This is a genomic window from Paenibacillus sp., from assembly GCF_048976745.1.
Classification (GTDB): Bacteria; Bacillota; Bacilli; order Paenibacillales; family Paenibacillaceae; genus Paenibacillus.
In genome coordinates, this window is the sequence record NZ_JBHGUU010000005.1 from 581,133 (window position 1) to 607,373 (window position 26,241).

Annotated in this window: 20 protein-coding genes; 6 read left to right on the forward strand and 14 right to left on the reverse strand. The window is 47.5% G+C overall.

Features of this window, described 5'->3' with window-relative positions; genetic code table 11:
• Positions 1–73: 73 nt before the first annotated feature.
• The 5 genes from ACE3K2_RS06345 to ACE3K2_RS06365 all read right to left on the reverse strand — a co-directional run bounded on the left by ACE3K2_RS06345 (position 74) and on the right by ACE3K2_RS06365 (position 5,851).
• Positions 74–1,096, reverse strand: coding sequence for a hypothetical protein (locus tag ACE3K2_RS06345; RefSeq protein ID WP_421888094.1), 1,023 nt, complete (start codon positions 1,094–1,096; stop codon positions 74–76).
• Between the two features lie 756 nt (positions 1,097–1,852).
• Entirely contained in the window at positions 1,853–2,674 is an 822-nt protein-coding gene (locus ACE3K2_RS06350) for an ABC transporter ATP-binding protein (protein WP_421888097.1), read from the reverse strand.
• A 13-nt stretch (positions 2,675–2,687) separates the two neighbouring features.
• Positions 2,688–3,731 carry a FecCD family ABC transporter permease gene (locus ACE3K2_RS06355; RefSeq protein ID WP_421888100.1) on the reverse strand — a complete coding sequence of 348 codons (1,044 nt, stop codon included), beginning with the start codon at positions 3,729–3,731 and terminating at the stop codon, positions 2,688–2,690.
• Positions 3,728–4,741 carry a FecCD family ABC transporter permease gene (locus tag ACE3K2_RS06360; RefSeq protein ID WP_421888102.1) on the reverse strand — a complete coding sequence of 338 codons (1,014 nt, stop codon included), beginning with the start codon at positions 4,739–4,741 and terminating at the stop codon, positions 3,728–3,730. The genes ACE3K2_RS06355 and ACE3K2_RS06360 overlap by 4 nt, the downstream gene beginning before the upstream one ends.
• A 96-nt stretch (positions 4,742–4,837) precedes the next feature.
• Positions 4,838–5,851 (reverse strand): ABC transporter substrate-binding protein, encoded by a 1,014-nt coding sequence (locus tag ACE3K2_RS06365; RefSeq protein WP_421888106.1) that lies wholly within the window; start codon positions 5,849–5,851, stop codon positions 4,838–4,840.
• 425 nt (positions 5,852–6,276) lie between these two features.
• Between ACE3K2_RS06365 and ACE3K2_RS06370 the strand changes: the two genes are divergently transcribed.
• Both ACE3K2_RS06370 and ACE3K2_RS06375 read left to right on the forward strand, forming a co-directional pair.
• Positions 6,277–6,858: a hypothetical protein gene (locus ACE3K2_RS06370; protein ID WP_421888110.1), complete on the forward strand. Its 582-nt coding sequence runs from the start codon at positions 6,277–6,279 to the stop codon at positions 6,856–6,858.
• A 185-nt stretch (positions 6,859–7,043) separates the two neighbouring features.
• The gene (locus tag ACE3K2_RS06375) at positions 7,044–8,816 is read left to right on the forward strand and encodes an alpha-glycosidase (RefSeq protein WP_421888113.1); all 1,773 of its coding nucleotides are present in this window, start codon (positions 7,044–7,046) and stop codon (positions 8,814–8,816) included.
• Between the two features lie 182 nt (positions 8,817–8,998).
• Here ACE3K2_RS06375 and ACE3K2_RS06380 read toward each other — a convergent pair whose 3' ends face one another.
• From ACE3K2_RS06380 to ACE3K2_RS06390, 3 genes are read right to left on the reverse strand one after another with little or no spacing between them, the layout of a single operon-like run.
• Positions 8,999–10,378, reverse strand: coding sequence for an ANL family adenylate-forming protein (locus tag ACE3K2_RS06380; RefSeq protein ID WP_421888115.1), 1,380 nt, complete (start codon positions 10,376–10,378; stop codon positions 8,999–9,001).
• Positions 10,372–11,790: a hypothetical protein gene (locus ACE3K2_RS06385; protein ID WP_421888118.1), complete on the reverse strand. Its 1,419-nt coding sequence runs from the start codon at positions 11,788–11,790 to the stop codon at positions 10,372–10,374. The genes ACE3K2_RS06380 and ACE3K2_RS06385 overlap by 7 nt, the downstream gene beginning before the upstream one ends.
• The gene (locus ACE3K2_RS06390) at positions 11,787–13,166 is read right to left on the reverse strand and encodes an alpha/beta hydrolase (RefSeq protein ID WP_421888121.1); all 1,380 of its coding nucleotides are present in this window, start codon (positions 13,164–13,166) and stop codon (positions 11,787–11,789) included. The genes ACE3K2_RS06385 and ACE3K2_RS06390 overlap by 4 nt, the downstream gene beginning before the upstream one ends.
• A gap of 447 nt (positions 13,167–13,613) precedes the next feature.
• Between ACE3K2_RS06390 and ACE3K2_RS06395 the strand changes: the two genes are divergently transcribed.
• Positions 13,614–15,770 carry an alpha-amylase family glycosyl hydrolase gene (locus ACE3K2_RS06395; protein ID WP_421888123.1) on the forward strand — a complete coding sequence of 719 codons (2,157 nt, stop codon included), beginning with the start codon at positions 13,614–13,616 and terminating at the stop codon, positions 15,768–15,770.
• A gap of 72 nt (positions 15,771–15,842) precedes the next feature.
• On the opposite strand, the gene ACE3K2_RS06400 is transcribed toward ACE3K2_RS06395, so the two are convergent.
• From ACE3K2_RS06400 to ACE3K2_RS06415, 4 genes are all read right to left on the reverse strand, one after another.
• A complete protein-coding gene (locus ACE3K2_RS06400; RefSeq protein ID WP_421888125.1) occupies positions 15,843–17,129 on the reverse strand; it encodes an MFS transporter in 1,287 nt (428 codons plus the stop codon).
• Positions 17,130–17,277: 148 nt separating this feature from the next.
• Positions 17,278–18,114, reverse strand: coding sequence for a sugar ABC transporter permease (locus ACE3K2_RS06405; RefSeq protein ID WP_091015889.1), 837 nt, complete (start codon positions 18,112–18,114; stop codon positions 17,278–17,280).
• Positions 18,111–19,466: a sugar ABC transporter permease gene (locus ACE3K2_RS06410; protein ID WP_339239848.1), complete on the reverse strand. Its 1,356-nt coding sequence runs from the start codon at positions 19,464–19,466 to the stop codon at positions 18,111–18,113. The genes ACE3K2_RS06405 and ACE3K2_RS06410 overlap by 4 nt, the downstream gene beginning before the upstream one ends.
• 289 nt (positions 19,467–19,755) lie before the next feature.
• On the reverse strand, positions 19,756–21,042 hold the full coding sequence (locus ACE3K2_RS06415; RefSeq protein WP_421888129.1) for a sugar ABC transporter substrate-binding protein: 1,287 nt from the start codon (positions 21,040–21,042) through the stop codon (positions 19,756–19,758).
• Positions 21,043–21,488: 446 nt separating this feature from the next.
• On the opposite strand from ACE3K2_RS06415, the gene ACE3K2_RS06420 reads away from it, so the two are divergent.
• Complete coding sequence (locus tag ACE3K2_RS06420) at positions 21,489–22,523, forward strand: LacI family DNA-binding transcriptional regulator (protein WP_421888133.1); 1,035 nt, start codon at positions 21,489–21,491, stop codon at positions 22,521–22,523.
• Positions 22,524–22,685: 162 nt separating this feature from the next.
• Here the strand turns inward: ACE3K2_RS06420 and ACE3K2_RS06425 are convergent, their stop codons facing one another.
• Positions 22,686–23,444 carry an SDR family oxidoreductase gene (locus tag ACE3K2_RS06425; RefSeq protein ID WP_421888136.1) on the reverse strand — a complete coding sequence of 253 codons (759 nt, stop codon included), beginning with the start codon at positions 23,442–23,444 and terminating at the stop codon, positions 22,686–22,688.
• 192 nt (positions 23,445–23,636) lie between these two features.
• Here ACE3K2_RS06425 and ACE3K2_RS06430 point away from each other — a divergent pair, with 192 nt between their 5' ends.
• Both ACE3K2_RS06430 and ACE3K2_RS06435 read left to right on the forward strand, forming a co-directional pair.
• Complete coding sequence (locus ACE3K2_RS06430) at positions 23,637–24,248, forward strand: TetR/AcrR family transcriptional regulator (RefSeq protein WP_421888140.1); 612 nt, start codon at positions 23,637–23,639, stop codon at positions 24,246–24,248.
• Between the two features lie 105 nt (positions 24,249–24,353).
• A complete protein-coding gene (locus ACE3K2_RS06435) occupies positions 24,354–24,968 on the forward strand; it encodes a hypothetical protein (RefSeq protein WP_421888142.1) in 615 nt (204 codons plus the stop codon).
• A 117-nt stretch (positions 24,969–25,085) separates the two neighbouring features.
• On the opposite strand, the gene ACE3K2_RS06440 is transcribed toward ACE3K2_RS06435, so the two are convergent.
• Positions 25,086–26,225 carry a toxic anion resistance protein gene (locus ACE3K2_RS06440; protein ID WP_421888144.1) on the reverse strand — a complete coding sequence of 380 codons (1,140 nt, stop codon included), beginning with the start codon at positions 26,223–26,225 and terminating at the stop codon, positions 25,086–25,088.
• Between the last annotated feature and the right edge of the window lie 16 nt (positions 26,226–26,241).

Sequence of the window (26,241 nt, forward strand, 5' to 3'; positions counted from 1 at the left end):
ATATTGGTTCAAAATCATGGTAAGGTCCGAATTATAAATGATGGTATCCGTCATATATGTCATCTATACGTTGTTATATGTTATTTATCTTATGTTCAAGTTGCTCCTGACACAGGTATTCCAGATATAACCGAACCACATCACGAGTTGTCCCACCATGGGGAAAGACGTGGTGTGTCAGATCTGGCAAAGCGTTCACTTCCAGAATGCCCCCCTGATCTTCCGAGATCGGCGTACGGATATCACAACAACGAACATCGACCCCCGCTACATCGATCTGAAGAGTTTTGGCCGCTTGAACGATCATTCGCGCATTCTCAGGATGAATAATTTCAGTACAATCCTTGTAGAATTCACTGATTTTTCCGGCGGCTGAGTTACGGAGATCATATAGCTCGATTTCTTTTCCGGCGGCAGGAACTTCATCCCGTGTTATCCCTTGTGCACGCAATACCTCCAGCAGTCGTTCCGCTTCTGCATTAACCTCGGGAAACGTTTCATACACGCCAATGGACGTCATCTTCATTCGTTCCTGATTCAACTGCTCAATTAACGCTCGAACGGTTGAAGTCCCGTCTCCCTCGACATAGACAGGTCGATACTCATTCACAGCCGCCACTTCGCCGTTAATGATCAGCACTCTGTAATCGATCCCGGTCACATATTGCTGCAACATAATGCTGCTGCCGTGGACACTCGCAAGATGAATGGCTGCCTCCAGTTCATCTTGGGTACGCACATCCAGCGTCACACCCATGCTGCTGCTTGCATCCAGCGGTTTCACTACAATGGAGCCATGCTTGTGCAAAAATGTAGTTGCATCACTCCCCATCTCCGGGATCACGATAAATGATGGCACAGGCATTCCCTGTTCATGCAACAACATATTACATGCCTGCTTGTTCTTCGCCAGTAAACCGGCAATTAACGGCAGACGATGAGATCTGGTTTTGTTAATGATGATCTGCTTATCCCCTACAGACAGCTTCAGAAAATCTTCGCATCCCTCAAGAAGTGGCTCACAGGTGATGCCCATTTCTCTCGCTTTGCTTATAATGAGTCGGTTTTGCAGATTATGAATCCCTTTCGGAAACACTGAAAATCCTCCTCGATCGAATGAAGGTACTCGCTCCTATATAAGTTGAATTAAAGATTATTTACACGGACACTACAATGACAGAACAACCTTCCAAGCGCTGTTATCCCCAGATTTTTTTGATTCCCTTTTCTCAAGGGGAAAATCCGGCGAAGCTTATGCTTACGAAGCATCTTTCTTGCAGAAAGCTTTTAGCTCTGCTTCTTCAGATCTGTTCTGCCCCCTCCGTTAACGTGTGAAATTTGAATTAAACTTATATAGCTCATACTTCATCAATTTTTTTTGCGAAACTATATTGATAATGATTATCAATATCATATAAAATCTATTTTATGGCAATTCGTTCTTTGTTGTCAATAATAAACTTTTAAGGAAAAAATAAGTTTGTTTTTGGCTTAGGTTTGTGTCGGCGTGGTTTGGTTACATTCGAATAACAGTGACAACAAACAGGGCAAGCTCTGGATCAGGATGAAAAGAGCTTGCCTGTTCGTGTTATCTGCATTGAAAGCAGCAGAGTTGACGTGGAGGGTTGAAAAATAAGGATATAACTTGAATTATTGGTTGATTCATTATCGAAGTAATTGTGGAGCACGTAACGAAATACTTAATCGTTTAAATTGAGACAGGTCGGACAGTAACTCTCGAGATCATCTGCAACTTGATAGTAAAAGCAACAGGTTTTGCGCACACGAATCGGCGTATCCAGACTGCGGTTACTCTCTTGGAACTGTTGAATGTTTCGGCGGATTTTGGCCCTCAAGCCAGCTGAGTGTAACGCTGTTCTCCCTTCAGCTTCCTCCCTCTCCCATGTGGAATACAGGTTGGTGTGCCAAACAGTGGATCAACCGCAATCTCACACTCCATCTGGAAGACCTTACGGACCATCTCCTGAGTAACAATATCTTCGGGTTTACCCTCCGCGTAGATGGACTTGTTGTGAACAGCCACAATGTGATGTGCATAACGACATGCCAGATTCAGATCATGAAGTACCATAACAATGGTGCGTCCTTCCCGTTCATTCAGCTCAAACAACAGATCGAGGATATCAATCTGATGTGTCATATCGAGATAGGTTGTAGGTTCATCCAGCAGCAGCGTTTCGGTGCCCTGCGCGAGGGTCATCGCAATCCAGGCACGCTGACGCTGTCCACCGGATAAGGCATCCACAGGCCGATCCGCAAGTTCTGTCAGATGTGTAGACTCCAGTGCCAGCTTGACCATACGCTCGTCCTCTCGTGACCATTGCTTCAGCCACGTTTGATGCGGATAACGTCCTTGCTTGACCAGCTGGTTCACCGTCAGACCTTCCGGAGCAGTCGGACCCTGTGGCAGGATGGACATGCGTCTTGAAATCTCCTTGGTCGGCAGCTTTGCAATCTCTTCGCCATCCAGCAGCACCGAACCTGAGCTGGACTTCAGCAAACGGGCCATCGTGCGTAACAACGTGGATTTGCCACAACCGTTACTTCCAATCAGGACGGTAATCTGTCCCTTGGGAATGGTCAGGTTCAAATTTTCAATAATGGGCTCTGCTCCGTAGGAGATCGTCAGCTCCTTGGCTTCCAGAATACTCACATCCCTCTCCTCCTCAAAACTGATTTCGATTCTTGAACAACAAATATAAGAAAAATGGTGCACCTACACCTGCGGTAAATACCCCTGCGGGAACGTCAAGCGGTAGAAAGGCCGTACGGGCTATGAGATCTGCGGCAAATACAAGCAGAGCACCAACCAGTCCAGACACGATCAGCATACTGCCAAACATCCGTCCAACCAACTTCCGGGCAATATGTGGAGCGATCAGACCAACAAAACCAATGGTTCCGGCAACCGCAACGGCGATTCCTGCCAGCAGTACACTGCATAACAGCAATGCAGAACGATGCCACTGTACCGTTACACCCAGCCCTGTCGCCAGATCATCTCCAAACTCCTGTGCATTCAAGCTGCGGGCGAACCAGATCGCCAGAGGAACAACAATAATGATAACCGGGAGTATGGTTCGAACATCGGTCCACGATGCTCCGTACACACTGCCAGTCAGCCAGATATAGGCTTGACCTGCCGTGTAGAACGGACTCAGGATCAACATGAAGGTTGTTCCAGCTCCGGTAATGGCTGACACTCCAATCCCGATCAGCACCAGGCGGATCGGACTGACTCCTTTTTTCCAAGCAAGTACGTAGATGATCAATGCCGTCAGAAGCGCACCAACAATGGCGAACAGTGGTAACAACTTGATGCTTACCGCTCCGCCCAGCAGTGTAACAAAACCTACAGCCGCAACAGCGGCACCGCCAGTGATACCGATGACATCCGGTGAGGCCAGCGGGTTACGGATAATACCTTGCAGGAGCGCACCTGACATACCAAGGGCTGCACCTACGAGCAGGGATAATAACACTCGTGGCAGTCTCAAGGTCAGCACGACGAAGTCATGCTCTCCTTCATTCAGACCCCATATCGTTCGGAGCACATCGAGCGGAGAAATAAAGTCACTGCCCACACTCGTACCAACAACTCCTGCCACCAGGAACAGAAGGATACATATGCCGATGACAACCAGTGATTTTTGTTCCATTTGTACTGAGACGGTGTCTTTTTTGTTGCGGAAAGTCAACATCTTCCTCATATCTTCGTCACCCCCTTGCGGGCAATGTACACGAAGAAAGGTCCGCCAATCAGTGCAGTCATGACACCAAGTGGAACTTCCTGCGGCATGATCACCAGCCGTGCAATCACATCCGCGGACAGCAGCAGAATCGCTCCCCCTACAATAGAATAAGGAACGAGCCAGCGGTAATCGTTGCCTACAAGTGCTCGCATGATATGCGGGACAACCAGACCAACAAGACCGATTGAGCCGGCTACGGCAACTGAACCACCTGCCAGCAACACAGTAACAATTCCCATGAGTACTTTGACCAGCAGTACATTCTGCCCCATGCCTTTGGCGATATCATCACCCGTCAAGAGCAGATTGATCGCTCTGCCCATGAACAGAGAGACAATAGCTGCGGCTGTCATGTAGGGCAGTACAGGATATAACATATCCAATGTCCGCCCGCTAACTGAACCGGCAAGCCAGAACAGCACATCCTGCAATCCGGTTCCATCCAACACGAGAATGGCCTGTGTGAACGAGGCAAACAACGCTGAGATTGCAGTCCCCGCCAGTACAATTTTGATCGGTGTCAGGCCATCACGACCGAGGGAACCCAGCGCATATACAATCGCCGCGGCAACCGCAGCCCCGGCAAAACCAAACCACATCATCGTGGTGAGCGAAGATACGGACAATACAACAATGGCAATAACAATAAAAAAGATCGCACCGGCATTAATTCCGAATACACTTGGTGATGCAAGCGGGTTACGTGTCAATGCCTGCATCAGTCCACCCGCCACGGCCAAACTTGCACCAACGACAGCGGCAATAATTGTACGTGGCAACCGCTCCGTCAGCAGAACCACATGTTCCACCGAACTCTCGTCATAGAATTGCAGTGCATCCCATGCCATCTGAAACGTGATATGCGTACGCCCCAGAATCATACTGGCTAGGCAAGCAAGTAGAAGTAATATGAATAAACCAGCCAATCCATAGATCCTGGCGCTTGCCTTTGTAAATAGGGGAAACATATTCTCACTCTTTCATCTGTAAAATGAAAAGGACCTGCCTGCCCATACACTTCGTTAACGAATGTCCTGGTGCATGGCAGGTCCTGCTCCTGTTAATTAGTTCAGGTTGAACTGCTTATATAGATCGTCCAGCATCATGTTGGCCGATGTGTATCCACCTGCCATGTTCCAGGCCACTTCATCGACCTGAATCAATTGGTTGTTCTTGACTGCATCGAGGTTTTTCCACAGCGGACTGCTTGTCCAATCATCATAATTTTTCTGAATCGCATCGGTTTCGGTGCCTGAATTGAAGTTAAAGATCATGTCTGCATTCATATCGGGAATGTTCTCTTTGGAAGTTAATTCAACTCCCCATGTGTCTGCATCATGTCCAGCCGGTCTGGTGAATCCGAGCTCATTCAGAATTTTACCTGCATAACCCATGTAGAAAATGCGAACCTGATCAGCTCTAAAGTTCGTAATGGTTGCTTCAATTGGCAGACGATCACCCATTTTCTCTTTGAAATCGGCTACACGGGCATCCCAATCAGATAACAGTTTATCCGACTGCTCAACCATATTCATCGCTTCACCCGCTATTTTCACCGTTTCTTTCCAATCAAACAGGGTCTCCGTCACAACCGTTGGTGCGATCTGGGACAATTGCTCATAGATCTCTTCGTGTCTGATCTTCGTAGCAATAATCAAGTCCGGTTTCAACTTGTTGATCTCTTCCAGATTGGGCTGGGATTCCTGTCCTACTTGTGGAACTCCATTCAGATCTGCTCTCAGATATTCATAGACTGGCTGCTGAACCCATGATTCAACCACGCCTGTTGGTTTCACGCCCAGTGCAACGACTACATCATTTGCACCTTGGAACAGTGTAACAATCTTTTGCGGAGTTCCCTTTATTGTGGTTTCGCCCATGGCATGTTTGATCACTCGGGTCTGATCTTCAGTTGCACTGGCTGCTTTATCACTTTCATTATTGCTGTCATTGCTGCTTGCAGCTTGGCTGGACGTATTCGTTGTCTCTGTACTTCCACCCGAAGCACAACCAGCAAGTAGCGAAATCATCAGAATAAGCGCTGCATAAATGTATAGCTTTTTCTTTACTTTATACATGTAACCTGTCTCCCCTTTTTCTTCTAAATGATATTGAATCTCATTATCAATTGTATTGTAATGGAGAAGAAACCATTATACAAGCATTTTATTTGGAAAACCTTCACACGATTTGTCGAACTTTATAACTTCTTAAAACAACAATAAATAGATAAATATAAGCTAAACCTATATAATATATGTCGATACAATGCACTCACTCATATGCCATATATGTAATTTTTATCTCACCTGCTAAATATGCAAATCTCTCTTCTTACTTTTAGCTTCATCTAATACATGTCCTTTATGCTGGTGGATTATTATTCATTCAGATGCATTCAACCAAGGATTTTACTGTAAAACAATTCCTGTAATTTCTTGTCGCACTATGTTAGATTATCCATTGGAATAAAATCACATCTATAGATAGGGGATATTAACACGTGAAGAAATCATGGGTACTATCAATCATTATGAGTTTTGTTTTGCTTGGCGGGGTATTTGTACCTACAGGGTCCTATGCCTCTGCTGCGGATGACTCAACCACTACATATTCGGAAGACGAATACTATGAAGAAGTTGACACGTCAGAACAAGAACCGATCCCTACAGTTGAAGAAGAAGATTTCCTCAACTACCTGGATCAGTTGGATCTCGCAGCAGTATATGAGGAGAAAGCTTTTAATGCTTTAGGAGGTGGATTCTACATTACATCGTCCAATCGCAAGTCCGTGTTCCTGAAACTGACCAACACAGCGATTCCTAACTACACCAAATATGTATCCAAGCTGAAGCTGATTAAACCGCAAACTACAGAGTTGCAAAAAATCCATGCCAATCTGATCAAAGGTAGCTACACACAGCTGGAAGGATTCCAACTCGCCAAAAAAGCGGTCTCCAAAACTACGGTAAACAGCGCTGTCCTGAAACAAGCCAACGCCAAAATTGCTGCCGGCAAGAAAAATATTGAGAAGTACCAAAAAGAACTGTCTGCCTACGCGAATAATCTTGGATATGATTTTTAAAAAACAATTTTGCAATTTCAGGAAAAAAAGTGTTTTCTTTTGCTGAGTTAGTTCGTATAATAGCACTATAATCAAAAGGCTATGCTGCCGAAAGGTACAACCTCGTGAACAATAGAGGTTGTGCCTTTTTTGCGTTTAATGGCCACATTGATCTGAATTTTATCATCTGACGAGGAGTGATTTACATGATTCTTGAAGCCATTTACCATCGCCCCAAACTCAATTGGTCTTATGCTTATAATCGTTCGACCATGCATTTGCGACTTCGTTCCAAACGTGGTGACCTGGATGCAGTGATCGCTATAACCGGGGACAAATATGCCTGGGATCGGACGATCACACATATCCCCATGCGCATCTTTGCCCGGGATGAAATGTTCGATTATTGGGAAGCCGAGACCTCACCTCCCTATCGCAGATTACGGTATGGCTTCCAACTGATTCAGGGAGAGGAATCAGTATGGATGACAGAGCGCGGATTTGAGCAGGCGCTGCCTGATCATCCACTTGAATTCTTTGATTTTCCATTTATGAATCCGGTCGACATTTTTGAACCGCCTGCCTGGGTGAAGGACGCCGTGTTTTATCAGATTTTCCCGGAACGTTATGCCAATGGCGATCCTTCTATCAGTCCCAACCATGCTGAACCCTGGGGAGGGGAGCCCACACCAGTGAACTTCTTTGGCGGCGATCTGCAAGGTGTGCTTGATCATCTGGATCATATAAGTCAGCTTGGCATCAATGCCATCTACTTCTGTCCCCTGTTCGAGGCCACTACGAATCACAAATACAATACAGGCGATTACATGAAGGTTGACCCTCACTTTGGGACCAATGAACAGTTCAAGACCTTCGTGGATGCCTGTCATCAGCGCGGCATACGCGTTGTTCTGGATGCAGTGTTCAATCATTCCGGCAGAGAGTTCCCTCCTTTTGTGGATGTCATGAAGAATGGAGCCGCTTCCCCCTACGCAGACTGGTTCTATATCAAAGATTGGCCGCCGCGTGTGGAGGATGGCATACCCACTTATGATACCTTTGCCTTTGAACCGCTTATGCCGAAGCTGAATACGGAACACCCAGAAGTCAAGGCATACCTGCTGGAGGTCGGACGGTTCTGGATTGAGGAGATGAACATTGACGGATGGAGGCTTGATGTAGCCAACGAGGTGGATCATCAGTTCTGGCGCGAATTCCGTCAGACGGTAAAAGCCATCAAACCTGATGCCTATCTGCTCGGTGAGATCTGGCATGATTCGCTCATGTGGCTACAGGGAGACCAGTTCGATGCCGTGATGAATTATCCCTTTACCAATTCGGTATTGGACTATGCGGTACATGGCAAGCTTGATGGACTCGGCTTCGCGAATGAGATCGGCAAACTGCTCGCAGCCTATTCACAGCCTGTAACGGAAGTAGCGTTCAACCTGCTCGGAAGTCATGATACACCCAGACTGCTGACCTTGTGTGATGGAGACGAGCGCAAGATGAAACTTGCCGTTACATTACTGCTTACGTATCCAGGTGTGCCATGTATCTATTATGGAGACGAAGTGGGTCTTGACGGGGGATATGATCCGGGTTGCCGCAAATGTATGGAATGGGATGAGACCAAGCAGAATCGAGAACTTCTGGAGTTCTTCACCCGTAGCATCGCCCTTCGCAAACAGCACCCGGCGCTACGCAGCACGGAGCTGAAGATTGTATATGCAAAAGCCGGAGACCCTTGTCTTGCCATCGAACGATTGGATTCGCATACGGGTGAGCGCATGCTTCTTGTGCTGAATGCGGGTGATGAGCCGTGTACCCTTGAACTCCCTTTGGCGGATCGTAACGTTTGGCGAAATCTGTATACATCAAACACTGCGGAAGCTCGGCAAAACAAACTGACCCTTGAGCTGGAAGCATACGGATTCTCCCTGATGCAACTTGAGGTGAAACAACCAGCTGAGGCCTGAGATAAATACAGCTAACAAGGGGAAATAACTTCAAAGAGGCTGTCCTCCAGGTCATATTAACGACCGGGAACAGCCTCTTCTACATCTTATGCGTCATATTCTAACGAACCCAGCACAGGTTATTTGCTTCATTATAAGCGGGTTCACTACTCTCGCGCTTGATACGCTTTGGTGGCATCGACCTATTTCCCAGCCGGAGCGAAGGATATCGAAGTCATCGGTTTTCGTATTTTCTTCATTCTTGAACTTACGAGTGCTTCCTGTGTAATTACGATTTTCTGCGGAATCTTGTATGAAGGCAGCTTGTCCCGACAATATTCCCAGATGGATCGCCGCAGATCGGTAAGCGTACACTCGGCAGCCAGCCGCACGGTAACCTTCACCCTCTGACCCGTGATATCACTATGCTCTCCCGAAACGACGGCGGCTTCAATACACTCCATCTCTTCCAGAACACCCTCGACTTCGGCAGGATACACTTTCCGTCCCCCCACATTAATGATCTCCGAACGACGTCCCAGAATACGAATGTATCCCTGTTCCAGCACGGCTTCATCTCCTGTTCGCAGCCACCCGTCCTCTGTAAAAGGTGATGGTGCATTCAGATAACCAATCATCGCTGTTGCTGTACGAATCTGCAATTCTCCTTCCACCACCCGGTACTTGACCTCTTCATCTTGAATGGAGAACAGCAGAGAACCTGGTTCTTTGGAGCGGGTTGGCAGAATACCAAGTTCAGACATACCGTAGGCCTGTATCGTCCTGATCTGTGGAAATCTCCGGTTCCAGGCTGCCAGTACGGACTCAGGCATCACTTCCGATCCGTATGATACTACCTCGAGACTGGACAGGTCATACCCTTCATCGTTTCTGCCCAACAGCAACAGATTCATGAATGTTGGGGAGACCGGCAGTGCCTGCACACGAAACTTCTCAATCGTCCGGCACACTTCTTCGGGAGATCGATCCGCAATGATACACAGACATCCCCCACTGGAGAGGGATTGCAGCATGGTATTCACACCGCCGATATGATCAAACATCATGAATGGAATCGTTCGCAAGGGTCGAATATGCCGGCGAAAACGATGTAACAGCCGATCTGCACGATGCACAGTCGCTTTACTCACTCCAGTTGATCCAGATGAAAAGAGTACCAGTCCACCTACGCCCTCCTGTGCCAGCGAGGATAACAACACTGGAACCTCTCCGGAGCATTCCTGCGTTTGCCGAATGCACAACTTGCCTTCTTCAATGCATAAACGCCATTTCACCTGTGCCAGCTTCATGTATTCCTGTCGTTTGGCTTCAACCAGGTACCGATCCATGGGAAGTACGATGCAGCCTTGTCCAAGCAAAGCAATCAATGCTGCCGCGGCATAGGGGGAATAGTCTTCCTCCAGCGTTACGAGCTGCCCAGACAGCCCTTCTGTCGTAATCCACTCACTCATGATGCCAACCTGTTCCAGCAGCCACTGATAACTGTACTCCTGATCCTTCCAGATCAGTGCAGGATGCTGTCCCTGTTCCGCGAATCGTTCAATCAAGAATGGGTTCAACATCTTGCATCCTCCTCACGGGCAGGCGACCATTGCTGTGCGAGATAATTGACAAGTGAGCCTACAGTCCGATAGGGACTTTCCGGCATGGAAGCAGCAGCTATTTCCGACAGTGCAGCTCCCATGCCTGTACCCCATCGTTCTTCGATTCCCTGCTCCACCACAGCAAGCAATGACACCAGTTCCAGCGAATCCAGTTGCCCATTTCGTCCGTATAGTGGAGCATTACCACCCTCACCAAGCGGAATTGATGTATTATGGTATGCATTTAACTCCTGGCAGCTATCCAGCACGATACGAAGCAAAGCCTCCCTGTGTTCTTGTCCAACCCTTGGCACGATCTGACGTTGAAAGCAATCTGCCTGAGGTATGGACTGCCGAAGCGACTCATACCATTGCCATTCATCCGTGACCAACATTTTAATGACACCTGTCAGCTGTACTTTCCAGTGCTTTCGGTGCTTCATCCGGCTTACCTGCAGCATATTGTACGCCTTCTCCCACCGTGCAATGATGTCGCTGAATTCTCTTGCATATTGATCAAGTGGAGAACCCAGCCATAACGCAGACTCCTGAAGAAGATCTCGAAGAAAATACCGGCTCCATCGCATATCAAACAACAGACTTGATACCAGCATCTCATTGATTTGATCCCCTTCATTCCCCCCATGCAACGCATCTAAGAGCTGTAGAGACACCGCATGTCCAAAATGATAATTCCGCTCTCCCTGTGTAATCATCCGCCCAGCCAGAAATTCTTCAATCTGCGTTATTAACGCCTGATTTAACATATCGCGATAACCCGCTGAATCAAGCTTCACCGTCGCCCGGACGTCCATGGTGCCAAACGTTCGGAGTTCTTCTTTGCGCTTCGCCTGAGCAAGCTCGGGTATGCTCTGGTTTCCTTTCCAGAAATCATGAAAGGCTCTTTGAGCAACCTTCCCCTTGTACTTGGAGGGCACGGGATCATAGACATGAACATGCTCCTCTTCCAGACCGTACACGGCAATCCAATGGTCTACCAGATGTAGTCGGGAGCCTTGCTTCACGTGTTTGCGAATGTACTCGGGATTCTGATAATCCTCACAATAAGGCAGATGATAACTGGTTCCTGTAGCCAAAAAAAGCCCACCTTCGCCGATATGTTGCCTGATCTCCGCCTTGCCTTCCTCGAAGCTGTCCAGCTGCCGCTGACCATACATCTCCCAGATCGGCTCTACATAACCCAGTTTGTGAAAGTAAGGCTTCACCAGTCCGTGATCCCCGCACGAAGGAAGGCTGTACAACCGACTTGCCGCCAGCAGTGCAAGACTTGTGATGGATCCTTGTCGATGGAGCACTTCATGAATCAGAGGGAAATTGCAGGGATAATAATAGGGAATGTCCAGCACTGGAGCGAATGAAGGAATGATCATTTTGGGCCTCCTGTTCCCGTTTTGGCAGACATACTGCCCCAGGATTGGATTAGGTAATGCACACTCATATCTTCTGTCGCTCGAAATACCCGGTTGGCAATATATTTGCCATCCACATCGGTCTCGAAACGACGGAAACCACGTGTAAATCGGAAGGAGAACCCACTATCGCGCGGGACTCGGTAACAACCTTCATATCGACCTTTACCGGAACGGACAAGCTTCATGCCCATGCCGCCATAGATCGTTTCCCCCGAATCTTCGTCGGGAGCTACCTCTGCGTGAATGCAGACCTCAACATGCGTAGATAATTCAGCAATGACCGTATAGATGCGTGTGGTTGACAGTTCTCCCACAGTCAGCGTAATGGATGCACTTCCAATACCTACAGGCATCAGCTCTCCGCTCGAACGAACCTGAATTACATCCGGGTCACTTGAAGTATAATTGCCATGCAGCAGGCTCTGAACCAATCCGCTGTCATAGTGCATTTGTGCATTGATACACACGGTCATTCCACCCTGTAGTCCGATGACGTCCCTTCCAAGCAGTTGGAGCGAGGTGGGTTTACCAATGTGGCCGAACATGTATAATAACGGGAGATGAACGCGTGCTCCCCAGTCACCTTCCTGATGACAAGCACCCGGCTGTTCCAGAAATGCCAATTCCTCACCCGATCTGACACCACGTTCAAGTAATTGATGAGCTACCCTTCTGACTTGGGACGGCAGAAACAGACCTTCCATATCTCCAATATCCATCCACATTTGAACGGTGGATACATCTTCTGGCAAGTGATACATGTTTTCTTCCAACAGCCCGCTTTCCGATGTTTCGTCCAGCTGCACATCCACATAAAATGGCGACATCATGATCAGTTTTCCAAAAACATCCGGATGTCGCATCCCCATGTGCAATGTACAAAGTGCTGCGGCAGATGAACCCAACAACCCGGTATTCTCCTTGTCTGGCAGCGTCCGGTATCGATGATCAATGATCGGCTTGAGTTCATGAATGATGAAATGCTCATAGGCAATGCCTGAACAACCCACACTCACGGCCTCTCTCTCCGGAGCGATGAAGTGATAGAATTCGTTGTGTGTGACTGGACGGACATGCGTAATGCCGACAATAATCAGGGATTCAATCTGCCCGGAGGAAATAAGACCGTCTGCTGCCTGGTCCATATTCCATGTTTCATTGCCTGGCCCGGATGGACCAAAAGCCCGCTGCCCTGCATGAACGTACAGAACTGGATAATGCCGAGCTGTCTGCTCATGATAACCGGGCGGGAGATACACATAAATGTTGCGGGTATTGCCCAGCCGCGATGCCTGAATGCCTTCCAAACATTCAATGACAGAATGGGTACTCAACGATCATCAACCGCCTCTCTTCTCCCGATTCGACTGCATCATACAAATAACCCCGCCTCAGAAGAGACGGGGTTGTCCCAGAACACATGGAAGTGTCCCGGGATACATAGCCCTTATATTGTGATTCTGCGAATAGTTTAAATCCCCGGACATGCTTTTGTAAACATAAAAATAGAAAATAAATGCTCCCAAAAAAGTTATTGACATAAGATCCAATATTTCTTACGATAACGTTGTGATCATAACTCGAGGGCCATGCTTTTAAACCATAGCGGTTTAGGACAACCCCGGTAACTCCCGAAGGAGATGCCGGGGTTGTTGGCGTGTCAAAAGGAGGGAAGTCCTTAATCCGCTGCGTATCATTCCGTTGTATTGAAAGCGCTATTATTCAAGATCCAGGTTGGTTGTTTATCTAAACTACTACATTCACGAGAAGGGTGGATTACTATGTTTCAAATGGCCAAACGCGTACTCCTCAGCACAACACTGACACTCAGTTTACTTGCAGGGGGTGCACTTCCCTATCTGCCTGCTTCCGCGATCTATGCCGATGCGGATACCGCGGTTACCAACAAGCAGAACTTTAGTACAGACGTCATCTATCAGATCTTTACGGACCGCTTCCTGGACGGCAATCCTTCCAACAATCCCACCGGAGCTGCCTACGATGCCACTTGTAGCAACCTGAAGTTGTATTGCGGCGGCGACTGGCAGGGTCTGATCAACAAAATCAACGATAACTATTTCAGCGATCTGGGCGTTACGGCATTGTGGATCTCCCAACCGGTTGAGAATATCTTCGCCACGATCAACTATGGCGGTGTGATCAACACGGCGTATCATGGCTACTGGGCACGTGATTTCAAGAAAACCAATCCTTACTTCGGAACCATGGCTGATTTTCAAAATCTGATTTCCACTGCTCATGCGAAAGGCATCAAGATCGTCATTGACTTTGCCCCAAACCATACGTCTCCTGCCATGGAAACCGATACATCCTTTGCCGAGAATGGCAAGTTGTACGATAACGGTAATCTGGTTGGCGGATACACGAATGATACGAATGGCTATTTCCATCACAACGGCGGCTCCGATTTTTCCTCCCTGGAGAATGGTATCTACAAAAACCTCTACGATCTGGCAGACCTGAATCACAATAACAGTACTATTGACCAATATTTCAAAGACGCAATCAAACTATGGCTTGATATGGGTGTGGATGGCATCCGTGTTGACGCGGTGAAACATATGCCTCTCGGCTGGCAAAAGAGCTGGATGTCCTCCATCTATGCACACAAACCTGTATTCACCTTTGGTGAATGGTTCCTGGGATCTGCCGCATCCGATGCGGATAACACGGAATTTGCCAATGAATCCGGGATGAGCCTGCTTGATTTCCGCTTTAACTCTGCCGTACGTAATGTCTTCCGGGACAACACATCCAACATGTATGCCCTTGATTCGATGATTACAGGCACAGCGGCAGATTACAATCAGGTGAATGACCAAGTTACGTTCATCGACAACCATGATATGGATCGCTTCAAAACAAGTGCCGTGAACAACCGTCGTCTGGAACAGGCGCTGGCCTTCACGCTGACTTCACGCGGTGTACCTGCCATCTACTATGGTACCGAACAGTATCTGACAGGTAACGGGGACCCTGACAACCGGGCCAAAATGCCTTCTTTCTCCAAAACAACAACGGCCTTCAACGTGATCAGCAAGCTGGCTCCTCTTCGCAAATCCAATCCGGCGATCGCCTACGGCTCCACTCAGCAACGCTGGATCAATAATGATGTGTATATCTATGAGCGCAAATTCGGCAAAAGTGTAGCTGTTGTTGCGGTGAACCGTAATCTCTCCACATCAGCGAGCATTGCGAACCTAAGCACTTCGCTGCCAACAGGCAACTACACCGATGTACTGGGCGGCGCACTGAACGGTAATAACATCACTTCCACCAATGGCACCGTCTCTTCATTCACCCTGGCTGCCGGAGCAACCGCGGTATGGCAATATACAACGAGCGAAACAACACCAACCATCGGACACGTGGGTCCTGTCATGGGCAAACCGGGTAATGTTGTTACGATTAGTGGACGTGGATTCGGTTCCACCAAAGGCACCGTATACTTCGGTACATCAGCCGTTACCGGTGCGGCCATCACATCCTGGGAAGATACGCAAATCAAAGTAACCATTCCAGCTGTTGCAGCAGGCAATTATGCTGTAAAAGTAGCTGCGAATGGCGTCAACAGTAATGCGTATAACAACTTCACCATCCTTACGGGTGATCAGGTCACGGTACGATTCGTCATTAACAATGCTTCCACCACACTGGGTCAGAACATCTACCTGACAGGTAACGTGGCAGAACTCGGCAACTGGAGTACGGGTACAACAGCCATTGGACCTGCATTCAATCAAGTTATCCACGCCTATCCAACTTGGTACTATGATGTGAGCGTGCCTGCCGGGAAACAACTGGAGTTCAAATTCTTCAAGAAAAATGGGGCAACCATTACGTGGGAAGGTGGTTCCAACCACACGTTTACCACACCAACCAGCGGTACAGCAACTGTAAATGTAAACTGGCAATAGCATACTCAGTCCACAAGGTAACCCGGAGTTACGCTAACGCAGCGTATGCTCCGGGTTTTGCTGTACTTAACTTTATTGATAGGTTCGGATCGACTTCAATGTTGTGGCTGCCAGAATACCCGTCGCCAGCAGCAATATACCCACACCTTGCAGCACAGAAGCTGCTCCCCATTGATCTGCCAGTACGGAGACAACCGTCAATCCCAGAATAGGCGCTGTACTGGTGATTGTTCCAACCACACCATAGACTCTTCCTTGCAGCTCGTCCGGAACGGCTGTCCTCAGCATAATCTGGGTGAGCATTGTACAGCAGGCAAACATCGCACCTCCGCCCACGATTAACGGCAACGCCATGATTGGCGAGGATACATTCGCCAAAAGAATGTAGAGTGGTCCTAATACAATCAGACCGATAAATACCCATCTCCCTCTTCGCTTCAATCGTTTCCCCGAAGCAATCAGAATTGCAGAGCCAATCATATATCCAAGTGGAATACAGGTTTCAATTAATCCAAACTGTACCGGATTCGCCTCCCATACGTTTACCGCCATTACTTGAACCAGCATCATGGCCGACATGAAAAACAAGATCAGCACCGGATTGAGCAATACAATGGATCGAATCAGACGATTCCGATAGATATAACCAAACGAACTGCGCCATTCCTGAGCAAATGTGGTCTGCTGATTAACGGATCGCTGTACCTCTGGAAACCGCCCCGCCATCAGCACACAGATTGCGGACAACAGAAAGGTTGCCCCCGTGATTAATATGGCAACGAATCCCCCAAATGCAGCAACAGCAACTCCCGCCGCGGCTAGTCCGCTGATTCGGGCAAGATTATCCACCATATGAATGGTTCCGGTTGCTTGTTGAATATGTTCCCTGCCTACCATACTGGCTACTGAGGCGTGGAATGCAGGTGCCTGAAACAGACTTGAAAACATGGAGAGTGCGAGCAACAGCAGTACCACCGGAAACGGTGCATGCCAACCGAATAAGCTAATCGCAATCAGCACAGCCATCACACCGCGAAAGACATCCGAAGCCAGCATCAGCTTCCTGCGATCCAATCGATCTGCGACCGTACCTGCCACCGATCCAAATAAAAAACTGACGGCCATATTGCAGATATGTACAGCGGCCATGCTCTTTGCACTCCCTGTGGTCTGTAACACCCACAGACTGATCGCAATCCCATTGAAACAATCTCCAAAGACCGAGATGCCGTAGCCATACAATATCCTGCGGAAGGTGACATTATGCCTTAGTGTTTGCGGTGTTTGAGTATTATTCAATGCTGCTTGTCCATCTGGGTATCCCATAATCTCGGGCTCACTGGACGGGTTCATGCCCATACATCACGTTCCTTCCTAATCATGATTCGAGCCCATACAGAACCAGGCACTTCCGCAGCAGTGTCAGTCGACAAAGACATGACATTACGGAAGTGCCTGGTTGAAGTGCCGCAGTTATCGCGGCTGACTATGCTGTTATGGCACGGTATTACCCTTTGGAAGCACCTGCTGTCAGCCCCTGAACAAGGAATCGTTGCAAGAAAACAAACAGCAGGGTAATTGGAATGGCGATAAGTACCGCCCCCGCAGCAAACATCGTAAAATTACTGTCCTGATATCGGTTGACCAGATCCCACATGCCCACCGCAAGCGTCCAGTTTTCCTTCGTCCGCAGCACCAGCCTGGCGAAGATAAAGTCCATCCACGCACCGGTAAAGCTGGTTAAAGCCACGTAAGTCAGCATCGGCTTGGATAAGGGCAGGATGATGCTGGTGAATACCCGCAGGTGACTCGCACCATCCATGCGCGCAGCTTCATCCAGACTTCGCGGGATGGTATCAAAGAACCCTTTGACGATAAAACCGCCCAGTACCGCTCCTGAAGAATAGACCAGAATGAGCGCAGCGTGGGTATCGAGCAATTTAACTTGCAGCAAAATGATATAGATCGCAATCATGCTCATGAAACTTGGAAACATGCCAAGGATCAGCATGGTGGAGAGGATGGTTTTACGCCCACGGAACCGGAAGCGGGACAGTGCATACATCCCAAGTGTCACCATCAACGTGGAGAAGATCATTGTAAAAAAGGCAATTTTCAGCGTATTCATATACCATCTGCCGTACATAAAGGACGGGTTATTGAACAGTTCGCCGTAATGGGTCAGTGTGAATGCCTCCGGCCATAACCGCTCACTGAACAATGCCGCACCGGGTCTCAGGGAAGAGAGAAAGATCCAGAGTACCGGATAGATGGAGACAATGGCGATGATCACCAACAGCACATAACTCAGGGCCAGACGCAGCGGATTATTACGTGTCTTCATTGAATCATGTCCTCCTCCTTGAATGATTTGGAGCGGCGGAAGTTCCAGATGGAGAATGAAGCGATGATGAGGAAGATAATAATCCCTACCGCTGATGCCATGTTGAATTTGTTATTGTCGAGCGTGAGCTTGTAGAGCCAGGTTACCAGCAGGTCTGTTGCCCCTGCATACTGGTAGTCTCCGCGCAGCGGATTCCCGTTGGTCAGCAGGAAAATAACATTGAAATTGTTGAAGTTTCCGGCGAACTGCATGATGAGTACCGGTGTTGTGGCAAAAAGAATGAATGGCATCGTAATAATTCGGAATTTCTGAAATGCGGATGCTCCGTCCACTTCTGCAGCCTCGTAGAGATCACGAGGGATGGCCGTCAATACACCCAGAATGAGAACCATACTGACTGGAATACCGATCCACATGTTGACCACAATGACGGTGACTTTCGCCCAGAACGGATCTGTCAGCCAGGGCAACCCCTCCAGCCCAAACGCACGCATGTACGTATTGATTGGTCCGAACTGGCCGTTGAACAGATTACGCATGAGCAGCAAAGAAATGATCTGCGGAATCGCATAAGGCAGGATAAAAATCGTACGCCACAGCTTCTTGAAGCGTATGCCCCGCTGTTCTATCAACAGCGCCACAAGCACACCGCCAAAATAGGTGGTGACTGTCGCCAGAATGGCCCAGATGACCGTCCAGGTCAGCACACCGTAGAAGGTCTGGCTCCAGGATTTCAGCTGAATCAGATCACTGAACGTCTTGAAGCCCACCCAGTCCACGAGTTTGGCTGGCGGAATATGGTCCGGTGCCGAGTAATTCGTAAATGCAATCGTGATCGTAAACAGAATGGGCATAACGGTGAAGAAAAGAATGCCCAGTGCCGGGATGGACAGAAACAGGTAGGGAAAGTTTTTGTCCATCATGTTTCGAAGCGAAGCCCCTGCGCCCAGGGTCTTCTTCCCTTCTTCCCTGGCGACTCCCGTAACGTACGCATCCCGAATATTCAGGATGTAGATCAGAATAAACACAAAAAACACCAGCAGTACGATAATGCCATCCAACAGCAAAAAGATGGAATGGTCTCCCCTTTGAAGTACGGTGGACCCATTCACTTTGACAAAACGCTGTGTATTTTCCCCCAGTGTCCATATGCCCCATACGGCTTGTGACAGGCGAGGAAGCAGGTACGCAAGCCCTGCTCCCTCCAGTAACAGCAGACAAATTCCCTTAATCCACTGTCGATTGTACAGCTGTCCAAGACCTTGCAGTATGATGGAACATATAGCCGCTGTCATCCGGTGCTGTCTTTCCCTGTTCGGTCCAACGGGCACCGGGACATGCTGCTGTTGCATTCGCTCTCTCCTCCCCGCCTATTGCTAACCTGTATGAATTGAACAAAAGTGTACTTACACTGACCACTCCGATGACAGAATAAGCTTCCGATCGCTGTTATCCCGAGATTTTTTTCGATCCCTTTTCCAAAAGGGAAAATCCGGTGATAAAGGCGAGAATATGCTTCCGAAGTAGCTTTCTTTCAGAAAGCTTTTAGCTTCACTTCTTCAGCTTTCTTCTGTCCTCTCCGTTTTTGTGTAAATATTACGTTCAATTCATGCAGGCTTATGCATATCTTCGCATTCGTCCTTATTGGACGGTTGCAAGGCTTTCCTGGATCTGTTTTACCGCATTGTCCAGTGACGCCTTCACGTCCTTATCGGTATCCCATATATCCGTAATGGCCGATGTGATCGGTCCCCATACGCTGTCCATGGCAGGAAGAGAAGGCATTGGTGTCGAGTTGTTGAACTGTTCAAGGAACGCCTTATTGATCGGGTCCTCCTGTACCTTCGAATCAGCAGCTACGTTTTTGTTCGCAGGAAGTGTGCCGTTCAGTTCAAAGTTCTCCATCTGGGCCTCTTCATTGGAAAGGAACGCTGCCAAGAGCTTCGACGCATTCGGATATTGTGTAAATGCATTCACATAATAGGCTTTAACACCTGAGAAGGAGGTCATCGGTTTGCCATCGATTGCAGGAAGCGGGGCAACCCCAAAATCAATACCTGCATTGCGATAATCGGCAATGGTCCACGGGCCGTTAATGTCCATGGCGAGTTTGCCGCTGGAGAATAATCCTTTTTTGATATCATAGTTCACGTCACCCATCTTGAGCGGCAGTACTTCAGACTTCAATGTCTGCAAGAATTGTCCACCCTTCTGGGCTCCTTCGTTATTCAGACCGAGATCCGCGCTATCCATCCCGTTGTCCCCGAAAATATAACCGCCCTGTGAAGCCAGGAACGCATAGTTATAGTAAAATTGCTGCAATTCCCACATCAGTGCATACTGATTGGATTTCACGTTATTGAACGTTTTGGCAAAACTGATAATCTCATCGAAGTTTTTCGGAGCTTCTGGATACAATGCTTTATTGTAAAAAAGAGCATAGGTCTCTACGCTGTACGGATAGCCGTACAAGATATCCTTGAACGTCACCGCCTTCAGTGCATTGTCGCTGGTATTCTCTGCGGTCTCTGCTTCGAATATGTCATTGGGCAGAATAAGTCCCGCCTCTGAAGCGCTACCAATCTTATCATGTGGGAAAACGACAACATCTGCCGCGAGACCCGCCGGGCCATCCGTCGTTAGTTTGGTTACCTGATCGGTTGGAGGTAATTCCTCCATTTTGACCGTTACCCCATACTTCTCTTCGAATTTTTTGGCTCTTTGCTCAATAAAGCTGCTCTGATTTTTGTCCTCCCAGATCACCAGGGTTGCCCCTTCTTCCGGTTGAAGGTTCTCGGCTGTCAGCTCTACAACCTCCTCCGGATTCTCTCCTGCTGTAGTTGGAGATGTGCTTCCACCTCCCGTAGAGCATGCAGCCAGTGTAAAAGCCATCATGACAGACAATGTTGCCCCTTGCCATTTTCTCATGTAAAATGTCCCCTTCCCTCTGCTTCGTCCAACAATGTTTGCGCTTTTCACCCTTTTGTCTGCGTATGTTGTCAGGTCTTGCACTCCAAGTTCACCTTTTGTACAAACGTTTGCTCAAATGGAAGACAAGATGACCTATCCCTTGAATATGTAGGGGGAAACCAGCCAAGAAGTATGTAATTCCACAGATGTAAGCGCTATAATAACAATCACATCATACAATACCGCACTTTCTTTGCACAAACGTTTGCACAAGCCATATTTGCTCAATTTCAGCCAATTTATCTCTTTTACCTACAGTAATTTCCTGTTTCCTTGTTCTGACTCTTTCTTCCTTAATTTCACTTCGTGTGTATCCCTTATCCGGCAGTTAGGAATTGATTTCTCGTATCCTTTGGATTACCATAGGAGGATATTTATACGATTGTTCAGAAGGGATTTTTTACATGATTACGATCAAGGATATTGCCAAATTGGCGGGTGTTTCCCCTTCTACAGTGTCACGGGTGATTTCCAACCATCCCAGAATCAGCACCGAGACATCTCTCAAAGTGAAAAAAATCATGAAAGAATTGAACTATCATCCCAACATTATAGCGAAGAGTCTGGTTTCCAAAACAACACATACCCTTGGCATTATGCTTCCACGTCCTGCTGAAGAGTTGTTTCAGAATTACTTTTTCGGGGAACTGCTGCGGGGGATTATTACACATGCCACCCGTATGAATTATGAATTGCTGCTAACCACCGAAACTTCATCAGACAATGAACTGCATGCGATATCCCGCCTTGTTCATGGCCGTAGAGTGGATGGTATTCTGCTGCTTGGGTCCAAACGAGATGATCCCATCATTTCATTTTTGGAAGCGGAAAAGTTTCCTTTTGTGTTAATCGGTCGCAGTGAAGCTCATCCCAATGCCCCCATGGTGGATAACGACAATGTACAGACTGCTTATGATGCAACACACCATTTGATCGCCCAAGGGCATACGCGAATCGGATTTGTCAGCGGCCCACCGGACATTACGTTATCGCATGATCGCATGTTAGGATATCAAAAAGCACTTGCTCATGCCGGGCTGGATGCCGATAGTGACTGGATTGTGGAAGGAGAATTTCTACAGGAAAGTGGATTCAGGGCGATGTCGCTGTTCATGTCTTTGCCGGACAGACCCACCGCAATTGTTGTCATTGATGACAACGTCGCATTTGGAGTATTGAGAGCTCTGGCCGAACTTCATTATCGGGTGCCTGAAGATATCAGCGTGGTCAGTTTTAACAATATTGCTCTATCTGAACTCGCTTCACCACCATTAAGCTCTATAGACATCGGAACCTATCAGCTTGGTTATACTGCCGTTCAGGTGTTGTTGAAAATTCTAAGCGGGGAATCCCAGCCTCATAATCCGGTCATTATTCCCCATCGTCTGATCGTGCGTGAATCCTCACTCTTTTCCAAACCAAAGCCACCTTCAAATTGATTCAATCGAGCATCCGTTTGGTGATGCAAACGTTTGTCCTATGCCGGTGATGATACTGTTATTCACAAACGTCAACGCAAAAAAAGAAGCCGCATGATCATATGCGGCTTCCTGACTTTACACACGATATCTGTACTCCATGCTGGATTGCGATTCAATAGATTAATACGAGCTCCAGCCAGCATCTGCTGTGACAACAGTTCCATTCACGAAGCTGGACTCGTCCGATCCGAGGAACAGGGCCACTTTGGCAATTTCTTCGCTCGTTCCGATGCGTGGGTTGGTCGCCATACCCAGCTGTTGTCGTCCTGCACCATATGGGCTAATGCCGGCCATCGATGCGCCGATGTTGGTTGCCACGGCTCCCGGAGCAATCGCATTACAACGAATGCCTTGCTCAGCATACATATACCCTGTATTTTTGGTGAAACCCACGACTGCATGTTTGGAAGCTGTGTAGGCTGCTCCTGCACGTCCGCCATGCAATCCACCTGCCGAAGCAATGTTCACGATAACACCTTTTTGTTTCTCCAGGAAGATCGGCAATACTTTCCGTGTTGTCCGCATCACACTGGTTGTATTCACGGCGAACAATCTTTCCCACTTCTCATCCGTTATATCCGCTGCAGGCTCCATGCCATCCATAATGCCCGCATTATTAATCATAATATCTACTGTACCGTATGTGCTCACCGTTGTATCGATCAGATTCTGTACATCTTCTTCTGTGGCTACATTAGCCAGAACAACAATCGCTTCCCCACCTTGGGCTTTGATATCATTCACAACCGCTTGTGCGGATTCCTTGTTAATATCCGATACAACTACTTTCGCACCTTCTTGTGCATATAACGTGGCGATCGCTTTACCCATACCTGAACCAGCCCCAGTAACAACTGCAACTTTATCTTGAAGTTTCATTCCATGTGTCCTCCTTCATGTATTCGTTTACAATAAGTTAACAAACAAATGTTCATTAACTCTTATCCTTAGTATAATAAGTCATAGCGTTTCACTTCAATCAGTAAAAGAGTGTCCCATTGTACGTTAAACAACACTTATAATCCCGAATGTACTTTAACTAATAAAGTGAACTCGCAAGGAGGAAAATAGATGTCTGAAAATGCAAATACAATGGACCGAAGAATTAAAAAATCAAAAGCTGCACTGAAGGATGCACTCATCCATCTGATGCAAAAACATCCCTTTAAGGAGATATCAATTACGGATATTGTGGAGCGTGCCGATCTGAATCGAGGTACATTTTACAGACATTATCAGTACAAGGAAGACCTGTTCAATGAGATCATCCATGATGTAATTCAGGATCTGGTGACTTCTTTTCGCAAACCCTATCAAGGGTTAAAAGAGTTCAAGGTCGGTCTGATGCCCTCTTCGGCCATCACCATATTTGAACATGTGCATCAGCACGCACAATTCTACACACTGGTTGTACAGTCCGAGGCTTCTTCCAACTTCCAGCGCATGATCTGTGATGTTCTTCGCGATCTCTCCTTACAGGATCTGAATCATATCTTCCCACAGCACATCAACCCTGAGCTGTTGGCAAGTTACCAGTCTCATGCGATATTTGGCATGATCATGGAGTGGATCAGACAGGATTTCAAGCACAGTCCTGCCTACATGGCCGAGGAATTATTCAAGATCATTCATTACAAACCTGACAATGTCGTGTTAAAAGATGATTATCGAGGGGGATTTTGAAAAAAATCGGCAACTCTATTTTATGTAAATGTATTCCTGTAATTTCTGGTAATGATATGTTAGGTTATCCAGTAGAATACAACCAAAAGGAGGATGACAATACACTTGAAGAAGTCGTGGATTATATCATTGATTACCAGTTTTGTTTTGCTTGGCGGAGCACTTCTCTCTCCAGCCGCTTCTGCTGATGCAGCCAAAGTAGCAACCTCTACATATTCAGATCAGATTTATAGTGAAGATGATTATTTGCATGAAGAACTTATGGATGAATTAGATTTAGAATTAGATGCGGCAGAACTTACCGTAGATCAACAGGAGCTTATCGATTATGTTAATCAAATACTTGCTCTTAAAACTTATATAGGCAAAGCCTCTACCGCTATGGAAAGCATTCGCTCCCAAGCAGATTCACCGAATCTTAAGTCCATATATCTTAAACTTACGAATACGGTAATCCCCAATTATACGAAATTGGTATCCAAGCTAAAACAGATTAAGCCTGCCAATCCGAAACTCAAGAAAATTCATGCCACATTTGTCAAAGGAAACTATAATCAGCTCGAAGGGCTCCTGTTGTACAAGCAGGCAGTGTCCAAAACCAAAGTGAATTACACGATACTAAAGCGGGCTAAAACCAAAATAGAAACCGCTATCGATCTCCTGGAGCAATCCGAACAACAGCTATACGCTTATGCAAAAAGTTTAAGTTACGATTTTTAGTATCTAATCATAGAAAACCAAAAAGCGACCTTTCCCCATGCTTCATGAGGAACGATCGCTTTTTCTAATTATACAAATGATAGCCATCTAACAAGTGACATTGTCTCTCTCTTCTGTTTACAATCCCAGCTTCTGCCCTTTCTCCAAACGCTGAATCTGTTGCTCTCCAGTATCTGCAAGTTCACGGAACTGATTAATCGTTTCGCGCATTCTTGGTAGGGCCTCCTGCTTATAAAGACTGATGGAATCAAGCGCAGACAACACATCGGTGAACGCCTGTTTCATCGTATCCACGGAGATACTGGCTTCATACGCCTGCTTTTGGATGGCAATTCCCTGATCCTTGAGCATTTTGGATGTTCCTGCGATCAGATCGTTGGTTGTCTGGTTTAACAATTCAATCTTTTGCAATACAATCTTCTGATTATACAGAGCACTCGCTACCGTAACGGCAATTTTCAGTGCCGAGATCGTTACATTTTTCGCGCGGTCTACCCCTCGGATCAATTCTTTGTTATTGCGAATGACGACTTCAATCGCCATGATTCCCTGTTGGTTCACGACCAACATCTGCTGCAGATCCATGACCCGCTGACGGAGCGGGAACAGCACTTCTTCCGTGATAAAGCGGACTTTCTCAGGGTCTTCATTACGGATCTTGGCTGCTTCAATCTGCGCGTCGATGGATTCATCCATGAGCACGCCAAGCTGGATTTCCTTTTGCAGACGTTTGGTGAGTTCTCTCAGGTTCTGTTGTTCAATCTCCAGCGTTGTATTATCGTTACGCAGGGTGGATCTGCCTTTATCCAAGGAGGTTACGATGTCAGCGATGACTGCGTCCGCCTTCTGATATTTCAGGAAATAGGCGCGAAGCGGATTGAACAATTTCCCGAGGAAGCCGGTCTTGGCAAAGTCGACCACGCTCGGGTCGAGATCCTTCAGTTGCATATGCAGCTCAGTCAAACCTTTGGCGACCTGACCGCCCTCGTCTCCCGTCTTGGACAGATGTCCAACGGAGACTTGAAGCAAGGCGTTTTTCTCGGAAGAGGATCTCATCGTGTTCATGCCAAATCCGTCAATGGATTGCAAAATCTCTTTGCGTTTCTCCAGGGATTCGAGGTCCAGTGTCATGATCATCTCTACGTTGGCATTGGCCACTTGTTGAAGCTCCGCGACCTCGGCGGGCACGGGTTTCACCTCTTCTTCAATCACCTTCTGAATTTCCTTCTGGCTCGGTATTTCCATTGAAAATGACATCTAAGTTCCCCCTTTA